We start from the raw sequence: 5,536 nt of genomic DNA on the forward strand, positions 1-5,536 counted from the left end.
GAAGTTGCCCTGCGGGCGGAGCTGAGAGGCCGAGTAGCAGGAGCATCCGATCCTTGAGAACTCAACAGCGTGCACTTGTCAAATGCCAAATTACCTCGTTCCAGCTTTGCTGGATGAGATTCCTTTGGATCAAAGTCCGGCCTTCGGGTCGGCAACGGATATGTCAGCAATGGCATCCATTTGGTCAGTTCAAACTCGCTGCTTCGGTCTTTTTCCGGTCGAGGTCAGCAATATTTCTTTACGGAGAGTTTGATCCTGGCTCAGGATGAACGCTGGCGGCGTGCTTAACACATGCAAGTCGAACGGTGAAGGTGGAGCTTGCTCTGCTGGATCAGTGGCGAACGGGTGAGTAACACGTGAGCAATCTGCCCCTGACTCTGGGATAACAGTTGGAAACAGCTGCTAATACCGGATACGAGCTGCGAAGGCATCTTCAGCAGTTGGAAAGAATTTCGGTCAGGGATGAGCTCGCGGCCTATCAGCTTGTTGGTGAGGTAACGGCTCACCAAGGCGTCGACGGGTAGCCGGCCTGAGAGGGTGACCGGCCACACTGGGACTGAGACACGGCCCAGACTCCTACGGGAGGCAGCAGTGGGGAATATTGCACAATGGGCGCAAGCCTGATGCAGCAACGCCGCGTGAGGGACGACGGCCTTCGGGTTGTAAACCTCTTTTAGCAGGGAAGAAGCGAAAGTGACGGTACCTGCAGAAAAAGCACCGGCTAACTACGTGCCAGCAGCCGCGGTAATACGTAGGGTGCAAGCGTTATCCGGAATTATTGGGCGTAAAGAGCTCGTAGGCGGTTTGTCGCGTCTGCTGTGAAACCCCGAGGCTCAACCTCGGGCCTGCAGTGGGTACGGGCAGACTAGAGTGCGGTAGGGGAGATTGGAATTCCTGGTGTAGCGGTGGAATGCGCAGATATCAGGAGGAACACCGATGGCGAAGGCAGATCTCTGGGCCGTAACTGACGCTGAGGAGCGAAAGGGTGGGGAGCAAACAGGCTTAGATACCCTGGTAGTCCACCCCGTAAACGTTGGGAACTAGTTGTGGGGTCCATTCCACGGATTCCGTGACGCAGCTAACGCATTAAGTTCCCCGCCTGGGGAGTACGGCCGCAAGGCTAAAACTCAAAGGAATTGACGGGGACCCGCACAAGCGGCGGAGCATGCGGATTAATTCGATGCAACGCGAAGAACCTTACCAAGGCTTGACATATACGAGAACGGGCCAGAAATGGTCAACTCTTTGGACACTCGTAAACAGGTGGTGCATGGTTGTCGTCAGCTCGTGTCGTGAGATGTTGGGTTAAGTCCCGCAACGAGCGCAACCCTCGTTCTATGTTGCCAGCACGTAATGGTGGGAACTCATGGGATACTGCCGGGGTCAACTCGGAGGAAGGTGGGGATGACGTCAAATCATCATGCCCCTTATGTCTTGGGCTTCACGCATGCTACAATGGCCGGTACAAAGGGCTGCGATACCGTAAGGTGGAGCGAATCCCAAAAAGCCGGTCCCAGTTCGGATTGAGGTCTGCAACTCGACCTCATGAAGTCGGAGTCGCTAGTAATCGTGGATCAGCAACGCCACGGTGAATACGTTCCCGGGTCTTGTACACACCGCCCGTCAAGTCATGAAAGTCGGTAACACCTGAAGCCGGTGGCCTAACCCTTGTGGAGGGAGCCGTCGAAGGTGGGATCGGTAATTAGGACTAAGTCGTAACAAGGTAGCCGTACCGGAAGGTGCGGCTGGATCACCTCCTTTCTAAGGAGCATCTGGATCTTTTCGGAGATCTTAGAGCCCGCTCGGAGCGTCTGTCTTCGGGGGGTCAGCTCATGGGTGGAACATTTGACGAGGTGCCGATCGGGGGATCCCGGACTCAGTACGCTGCTTGCAGCGGGAACGGTTCTGGTGACGCTGTCGGCACGTGCACGCTGTTGGGTCCTGAGGGACCGGATGTGCCCGGGCTTCGGCTCGGGCCAGACGATCCTCAGGGCCTTTTCTGATTGCCGTGATGGCATGACGTGAGGGTACCGCCCGTACTTTGAGAACTACACAGTGGACGCGAGCATCTTTGAACTGATTCTGTCAGTTCATATAGATGATCTTAAAGATCATTAGTCAATTTCATGTCGGACTTCGGTTCGATGTCGATTCTGATAAAACTCATGTGATTTCAAGTCTTTAAGAGCAAACGGTGGATGCCTTGGCATCTGGAGCCGAAGAAGGACGTAGCAATCTGCGATAAGCCTCGGGGAGTGGATAAGCACACTTTGATCCGAGGGTCTCCGAATGGGGAAACCCCGCTGGGCGGCTTGCCGACCCAGTGACTCCCGCCTGAATATATAGGGCGGGTAGAGGGAACGTGGGGAAGTGAAACATCTCAGTACCCACAGGAAGAGAAAGCAACCGCGATTCCGTTAGTAGTGGCGAGCGAAACCGGAACAGGCTAAACCGAGTACGTGTGATATCCGGCAGGAGTTGCGTATTCGGGGTTGTGGGACTTTTCAGGTTGCTCTGCCGAGCAGCCGGCGTTACAAGAAGGTATAGACGAACGGTCTTGAAAGGCCGGTCAAAGAGGGTGCCAACCCCGTAGTCGAAATGCCTCCCTTGGCGCGAAGAGTATCCCAAGTAGCACGGGGCCCGAGAAATCCCGTGTGAATCTGTCAGGACCACCTGATAAGCCTAAATACTCCCAGATGACCGATAGCGGACAAGTACCGTGAGGGAAAGGTGAAAAGTACCCCGGGAGGGGAGTGAAATAGTACCTGAAACCGTTTGCTTACAAACCGTTGGAGCCTCCTTAGTAGGGGTGACAGCGTGCCTTTTGAAGAATGAGCCTGCGAGTTAGCGATATGTGGCGAGGTTAACCCGAGTGGGGTAGCCGTAGCGAAAGCGAGTCTGAATAGGGCGATTCAGTCGCATGTCCTAGACCCGAAGCGAAGTGATCTATCCATGGCCAGGTTGAAGCGCGTGTAAGAGCGCGTGGAGGACCGAACCCACTTAGGTTGAAAACTGAGGGGATGAGCTGTGGATAGGGGTGAAAGGCCAATCAAACTTCGTGATAGCTGGTTCTCTCCGAAATGCATTTAGGTGCAGCGTTGCGTGTTTCTTGCCGGAGGTAGAGCTACTGGATGGCCGATGGGCCCTACAAGGTTACTGACGTCAGCCAAACTCCGAATGCCGGTAAGTGAGAGCGCAGCAGTGAGACTGTGGGGGATAAGCTTCATAGTCGAGAGGGAAACAACCCAGACCACCAACTAAGGTCCCAAAGCGCGTGCTAAGTGGGAAAGGATGTGGAGTTGCACAGACAACCAGGAGGTTGGCTTAGAAGCAGCCACCCTTGAAAGAGTGCGTAATAGCTCACTGGTCAAGTGATTCCGCGCCGACAATGTAACGGGGCTCAAGCACGCCACCGAAGTTGTGGCATTGACATTATTGGTAGGCCTTCGTGGTCCAGCCGTGTTGATGGGTAGGAGAGCGTCGTGTGGCCAGCGAAGCGGCGGTGTGAACCAGCCGTGGAGGCTACACGAGTGAGAATGCAGGCATGAGTAGCGAAAGACGTGTGAGAAACACGTCCTCCGAAAGACCAAGGGTTCCAGGGTCAAGCTAATCTTCCCTGGGTAAGTCGGGACCTAAGGCGAGGCCGACAGGCGTAGTCGATGGACAACGGGTTGATATTCCCGTACCGGCGAAGAACCGCCCAAGCCAATCCAGTGGTGCTAAGAGTCCTAGCCAGGAATGTTCGGATCCCTTCGGGGTGATGACGTCTTGGTGAACGCTCGACCCCATGCTGGTGCGGCTAGCGTATTAACAGGTGTGACGCAGGAAGGTAGCCCAAGCCAGGCGATGGTAGTCCTGGTGCAAGTGCGTAGGCCGAGCGATAGGCAAATCCGTCGCTCATGATGGCTGAGACACGATGCGGATGAAAAGTGGGTGATCCTATGCTGCCGAGAAAAGCATCGACGCGAGGTTCTAGCTGCCCGTACCCCAAACCGACTCAGGTGGTCAGGTAGAGAATACCAAGGAGATCGAGAGAATCGTGGTTAAGGAACTCGGCAAAATGCCCCCGTAACTTCGGGAGAAGGGGGGCCTTCGACGTATTAGGACTTGCTCCGAAAGCGTTTGGAGGCCGCAGAGACTAGTGGGTAGCGACTGTTTACTAAAAACACAGGTCCGTGCCAAGTCGCAAGACGATGTATACGGACTGACGCCTGCCCGGTGCTGGAAGGTTAAGAGGACCGGTTAGCCGTAAGGCGAAGCTGAGAATTTAAGCCCCAGTAAACGGCGGTGGTAACTATAACCATCCTAAGGTAGCGAAATTCCTTGTCGGGTAAGTTCCGACCTGCACGAATGGCGTAACGACTTCCCAACTGTCTCAACCGCGAACTCGGCGAAATTGCAATACGAGTAAAGATGCTCGTTACGCGCAGCAGGACGGAAAGACCCCGTGACCTTTACTACAGCTTGGTATTGGTGTTCGGTGTGGCTTGTGTAGGATAGGTGGGAGACTTTGAAGCGTGGACGCTAGTTCATGTGGAGTCATTGTTGAAATACCACTCTGGTCACTCTGGATATCTAACTTCGAACCGTAATCCGGTTCAGGGACAGTGCCTGGTGGGTAGTTTAACTGGGGCGGTTGCCTCCCAAAAAGTAACGGAGGCGCCCAAAGGTTCCCTCAACCTGGTTGGCAATCAGGTGGCGAGTGTAAGTGCACAAGGGAGCTTGACTGTGAGACTGACAGGTCGAGCAGGGACGAAAGTCGGGACTAGTGATCCGGCAGTGGCTTGTGGAAGCGCTGTCGCTCAACGGATAAAAGGTACCTCGGGGATAACAGGCTGATCTTGCCCAAGAGTCCATATCGACGGCATGGTTTGGCACCTCGATGTCGGCTCGTCGCATCCTGGGGCTGGAGTAGGTCCCAAGGGTTGGGCTGTTCGCCCATTAAAGCGGTACGCGAGCTGGGTTTAGAACGTCGTGAGACAGTTCGGTCCCTATCCGCTGCGCGCGTAGGAAATTTGAGAGGATCTGACCCTAGTACGAGAGGACCGGGTTGGACGAACCTCTGGTGTGTCAGTTGTTCCGCCAGGAGCACCGCTGATTAGCTACGTTCGGGATGGATAACCGCTGAAAGCATCTAAGCGGGAAGCCGGCCTCAAGATGAGATTTCCATGCCTTCGGGCGAGAGGCTCCCAGCCAGACTACTGGGTTGATAGGCCGGATGTGGAAGCGTGGTAACACGTGAAGCTGACCGGTACTAATAAGCCGATGACTTGATAACACACCGTTTTTGGTGCTTGCGTCCACTGAGTGGTTCTCGATGTACGGTCGAGAACCGCATGACAATGACTTTGTTATGCTGATTGAAACATCAATAGTGTTTCGGCGGCCATAGCGTGAGGGAAACGCCCGGTTACATTCCGAACCCGGAAGCTAAGCCTCATAGCGCCGATGGTACTGCAGGGGGGACCCTGTGGGAGAGTAGGACACCGCCGGACTTCTTTCGAGAAAGGGCCACCCAATGCTGGGTGGCCCTTTC

3 rRNA genes are annotated in these 5,536 nt (G+C 54.9%); all 3 read left to right on the forward strand.

Features of this window, described 5'->3' with window-relative positions:
* Positions 1 to 237: 237 nt before the first annotated feature.
* Positions 238 to 1,761 (forward strand): 16S ribosomal RNA (locus ACWICD_RS14410).
* Between the two features lie 410 nt (positions 1,762 to 2,171).
* Positions 2,172 to 5,278: ribosomal RNA gene (locus tag ACWICD_RS14415) — 23S ribosomal RNA — on the forward strand.
* Positions 5,279 to 5,378: 100 nt separating this feature from the next.
* Positions 5,379 to 5,495, forward strand: a 5S ribosomal RNA gene (gene rrf / locus ACWICD_RS14420).
* Together the 16S, 23S and 5S rRNA genes form the textbook arrangement of a ribosomal RNA operon.
* Positions 5,496 to 5,536: the final 41 nt, after the last annotated feature.

This window comes from Microbacterium sp. NPDC055357, from assembly GCF_053644835.1.